At 68.0% G+C, this 4582-nt stretch carries 4 protein-coding genes; 1 reads left to right on the forward strand and 3 read right to left on the reverse strand.

Going from position 1 to position 4582, the window contains the following annotated elements; all coding sequences use genetic code 11:
- Nucleotides 1-59: 59 nt before the first annotated feature.
- Genes ABZ371_RS29230 through ABZ371_RS29240 form a run of 3 tightly spaced genes read right to left on the reverse strand, consistent with a single transcriptional unit; the run spans nucleotide 60 to nucleotide 2773 of the window.
- Complete coding sequence (locus ABZ371_RS29230) at nucleotides 60-821, reverse strand: amino acid ABC transporter ATP-binding protein (RefSeq protein ID WP_358685148.1); 762 nt, start codon at nucleotides 819-821, stop codon at nucleotides 60-62.
- Nucleotides 818-1765 carry an amino acid ABC transporter permease gene (locus ABZ371_RS29235; RefSeq protein ID WP_358685155.1) on the reverse strand — a complete coding sequence of 316 codons (948 nt, stop codon included), beginning with the start codon at nucleotides 1763-1765 and terminating at the stop codon, nucleotides 818-820. The genes ABZ371_RS29230 and ABZ371_RS29235 overlap by 4 nt, the downstream gene beginning before the upstream one ends.
- 48 nt (nucleotides 1766-1813) lie before the next feature.
- Nucleotides 1814-2773 carry an ABC transporter substrate-binding protein gene (locus ABZ371_RS29240; protein ID WP_358685150.1) on the reverse strand — a complete coding sequence of 320 codons (960 nt, stop codon included), beginning with the start codon at nucleotides 2771-2773 and terminating at the stop codon, nucleotides 1814-1816.
- Between the two features lie 522 nt (nucleotides 2774-3295).
- On the opposite strand from ABZ371_RS29240, the gene ABZ371_RS29245 reads away from it, so the two are divergent.
- Complete coding sequence (locus ABZ371_RS29245) at nucleotides 3296-4528, forward strand: NADP-dependent malic enzyme (RefSeq protein WP_358685152.1); 1233 nt, start codon at nucleotides 3296-3298, stop codon at nucleotides 4526-4528.
- Nucleotides 4529-4582 lie beyond the last annotated feature (54 nt).

Consider the following 4582-nt stretch of genomic DNA (forward strand, 5'->3'; position numbering starts at 1 on the left):
ACCGGCGTGAGCCGGTACCGCCCTCTCCCCGGTCGTGCCGAGGCGGCACGACCGCGTGCTTACAGCACCTTCGACAGGAACGACTTCGTCCGGTCGTGCTGCGGGTCGGTCAGCACGTCACGCGGGTGGCCGGACTCGACCACCACGCCGTCGTCCATGAAGACCAGCGCGTCACCGACCTCGCGGGCGAAGCCCATCTCGTGCGTGACGACGATCATCGTCATCCCGTCCTCGGCCAGTCCCCGCATGACGTCGAGGACGTCTCCGACCAGCTCGGGGTCGAGCGCAGACGTCGGCTCGTCGAAGAGCATCAGCTTCGGCTCCATGGCCAGGGCGCGGGCGATGGCCACCCGCTGCTGCTGTCCGCCGGAGAGCTGGGACGGGTAGTTCTTCGCCTTGTCGGACAGTCCGACCCGGTCCAGAAGCCGCTCCGCACGGGCCCGGGCCACGGCCTTGGCCTCACCCTTGACCTGGATCGGCGCCTCCATGACGTTCTCGATCGCCGTCATGTGGGGGAACAGGTTGAAGCGCTGGAAGACCATGCCGATGTCCCGGCGCTGGAGGGCCACCTCGCTGTCCTTGCGCTCGTACAGCTTGTCACCCTTCTGGCGGTAGCCGACCAGCTCGCCGTCGACGTACAGCCGCCCGGCGTTGATCTGTTCCAGGTGGTTGATGCACCGCAGGAACGTCGACTTGCCGGAGCCCGACGGGCCGATCAGGCAGAAGACCTCTCGCGGGGCGACCTCCAGGTCGATGCCCTTGAGGATGTGCGCGGCTCCGAAGGACTTGTGTACGCCCTCGGCCTTCACCATGGCGGTCATGCGGAAACACCTCCGGAGGGGCGGTTGCTGAAGGAGGTGAGGGCGACCTTGGCCCGCTGGAACGGCGTGAGCGGCAGGTTCCGCAGGCTGCCCCGGGCGTAACGGCGCTCCAGGTAGTACTGGCCCACGCTGAACACGCTGGTCATCACGATGTACCAGATGGAGGCGACGAAGAGCATCTCCATCACCGCGTAACTGGTCGAGCCGATCTGCGAGGTGGAGCGCAGCAGCTCGTTGTAGGTGACCGCGTACACCAGCGACGAGGTCTTCAGCATGTTGATGAACTCGTTGCCGGTCGGCGGGATGATCACCCGCAGAGCCTGCGGGAGCACCACGCGGCGCATGGTCTTCGCCTGGGTCATGCCGAGCGCGTGCGATGCCTCGGTCTGGCCCTCGTCCACCGACTGGATTCCCGCCCGGACGATCTCCGCCATGTACGCGGCCTCGTTGAGCGCGAGGCCCAGCAGGGCGCACATGAACGGCGTCATCACGTCGGTCATCTCGTCCTTGTAGACGAACGGGATGTTCAGCACCGGGAAGACCAGCGCCAGGTTGAACCAGAGCAGCAGCTGGACGTAGACCGGGGTGCCGCGGAAGAACCAGATGTACAGCCACGCCACCCAGCTGGTCACCGGGTTGCTGGAGAGCCGCATGACGGCGAGGACCACACCCAGGACCACGCCGAGGGCCATGGCGAGCACGCTGATCATCAGCGTCCGGCCCGCGCCCGCCAGGACGCTGTCGTCGAACAGTTTGTCCTGCACCGCCTGCCACTCGATGTCGCCCTGCGAGAAGGCGTACACGAGGGCGGCGAGCAGGGCCAGGACGACCACGCCGCTGATCCAGCGGCCGTAGTGCCGGACGGGTATGGCTCTGATGGTCTCCGGTGCGGTGGTGGTGGCCACGGAGACGGGTGCCGTGGCGACGGATGGGCCGCCGGGCACCTTGTCGAACTTGTCAGTCACGGTGACTGCCCTTCGGTGGTGCGCCGGTCACTTGCCGCCGTTGATGGCGGCCTTGTCGATCGCGCCGGTGCCGGCGCCCCACTTGTCCAGCACCTTCTTGTAGGAGCCGTCGGCGATGATCGCGTCCACGGCCTCCTTGATGACGTCCCGCAGCTCGGTGTTCTCCTTGCTCACGGCGATACCGAACGGGCCGGCGTCGACCTGCTCGCCCACGACCTCGAAGTCCTTGCCGCCACCGGCCTTGCGGGCCAGGTCGACCGCGACCGGGTAGTCGTTGACACCGGCGACGGCGCCGCCCGACTTCACCCGGGTCTGGGCCTCGGTGTCGTTCTCGAAGGGCTCGATCCTGACGGCCTTGGAGCCCGCGTCCGTGCAGGCCTTGGACTGCTTCTTCAGGGCCTCTTCGTAGGTGGTGCCGCGCTGGACGGCCACGACCTTGCCGCACAGGTCCTCGATGGACTTGATGCCCTCGGGGTTGCCCTTCTTGGTGTAGACGGCGGTGCCGGCCAGGAAGTAGTCGACGAAGTCGACGCCCTTGCCGAGCTTCTTGCCGCTCTCGTCCAGGCCCTGCTGGCGCTGCGGGTTGTCCGTGATCGACGACATGGCGATGTCGTGGCGGCCCGTGTTGAGCGCGGTGATCAGACCGTCGAAGGAGCCGGAGGTGAATTCGAGCTTCACGCCCAGCTGCTTGGCGAGGGCCTCGGCGATGTCGGGGTCGACACCGACGATCTTCCCGTTCTCGACGGACTCCATCGGGGCGTACTCGGCGTTCGTGCCGACCTTGATGACACCGGACTTCCGGTACTTCTCGGGCAGCTTGCCGAAGAGCGGGGCGCTGTTCTCGGACGCGCCGTCACCGGTCTTCGTCGAGCTGCTCTCGGTCTGGTCGCCGCAGGCGGTCAGCAGCAGGGTGCCGGCGACCGCGACTGCGCAGACCGCGGCAATCCGGGACTTCGCGGTCGTACGACAGAGGGTGCTTGCGGTCATGATCGAAATCCTCCGGCGGTGAGGGAGTGCTGGTGGGGTGGGTACGCACGCACCTTCGAGTGCCGCCACCTCGTGTGATTAGGGCATCTTGCCATTCGGACTCACCCAATCAGGGGGCCGGTCATGTCAAAATCGGGTAACGGGCGACCCCCGAACCTCAACGGGCCGACCTGGCAAGGCCGGACCATCTGCTGGAAAGTGCGCGCCCCTCCGGAGAATCTCCGGTGCGTCTCAACCTTCGGGCGACCTTTGTGGCGCTTAGTGGACTTGTCCAGATATTCGACTATGAGTCATGTCACCGCGTCGATACCGACTCGTCCGTGGCACGGTCCGTCCGGTAAGAAAGACCTTTACACCCCTCATCCGGGGCTCAGGGCGCGTGTGCGGCGCGCCCGCGCGTACGTGACTCCCCAGCCGGAGCGGGCCAACCGCTCGGGGCCGGGAACGTACGCGGTGCCCGCCCACCCCTCCTCAACCAGGAGTGGCCACCCTCAACTGATGAAGACTTAAGGGGTCAACACAATGGCAGCGGAGATCGTCAATCCTCGCAGCGACAGCAAGGCGCACGGTACGGCCGGCGCGGACGGGCTCGGTGCGGACGAGCCCTTCGATCCGGCCTTCGCCCTCCACCGCGGCGGGAAGATGGCCGTGCAGTCCACCGTCCCGATCCGCGACAAGGACGACCTGTCCCTCGCGTACACACCCGGCGTGGCCAAGGTGTGCAGCGCCATCGCGGACAATCCCGAACTCGTCCACGACTACACCTGGAAGTCGCAGGTCGTGGCCGTCGTGACGGACGGCACCGCCGTGCTCGGCCTCGGGGACATCGGCCCCGAGGCGTCCCTCCCGGTGATGGAGGGCAAGGCGATCCTCTTCAAGCAGTTCGGAGGGGTGGACGCGGTCCCGATCGCACTCGCCACGACGGACGCGGACGAGATCGTCGACACCGTCGTGCGGCTCGCGCCGTCCTTCGGCGGGGTCAACCTGGAGGACATCTCGGCACCCAGGTGCTTCGAGATCGAGCGCAAGCTGCAGGAACGCCTCGACATCCCGGTCTTCCACGACGACCAGCACGGCACGGCCGTGGTGACGCTCGCGGCCCTGCGCAACGCGGCCAAGCTGTCCGGCAGGACGCTCGGGGACCTCCGCGGTGTCATCTCCGGTGCCGGTGCGGCCGGTGTGGCCATCGCGAAGTTCCTTCTGGAGGCGGGCATCGGTGACGTCGCCGTCGCCGACCGCAAGGGCATCGTGAGCCGGGACCGCGAGGACCTCACGGACGTCAAGCGCGAACTGGCCGAGATCACGAACCGGGCGGGCCTGACCGGATCGCTGGAGACGGCACTGGCGGGAGCCGACGTGTTCATCGGCGTCTCCGGCGGTACGGTCCCCGAGCCGGCCGTCGCCTCGATGGCCCCGGGCGCGTTCGTGTTCGCCATGGCCAACCCGAATCCCGAGGTCCACCCCGAGATCGCCCACAAGTACGCGGCGGTCGTCGCCACCGGGCGCTCGGACTACCCGAACCAGATCAACAACGTGCTGGCGTTCCCCGGCATCTTCGCCGGCGCGCTCCAGGTCCGGGCGTCCCGGATCACCGAGGGCATGAAGATCGCGGCGGCGAACGCGCTCGCGGACGTCGTCGGGGAAGAACTGGCGGCCGACTACGTCATCCCCTCGCCGTTCGACGAGCGGGTCGCGCCGGCCGTCACCGCGGCAGTGGCCGCGGCCGCGCGGGCCGAGGGCGTCGCACGGCGCTGACCCGGCGTGCTGGGAGGGGCGGGAGGGGCGGTCGCGGTTCTGCGCGCCCTCCCC

It is taken from the genome of Streptomyces sp. NPDC005899, assembly GCF_040629645.1.
Taxonomy (GTDB): domain Bacteria; phylum Actinomycetota; class Actinomycetes; order Streptomycetales; family Streptomycetaceae; genus Streptomyces.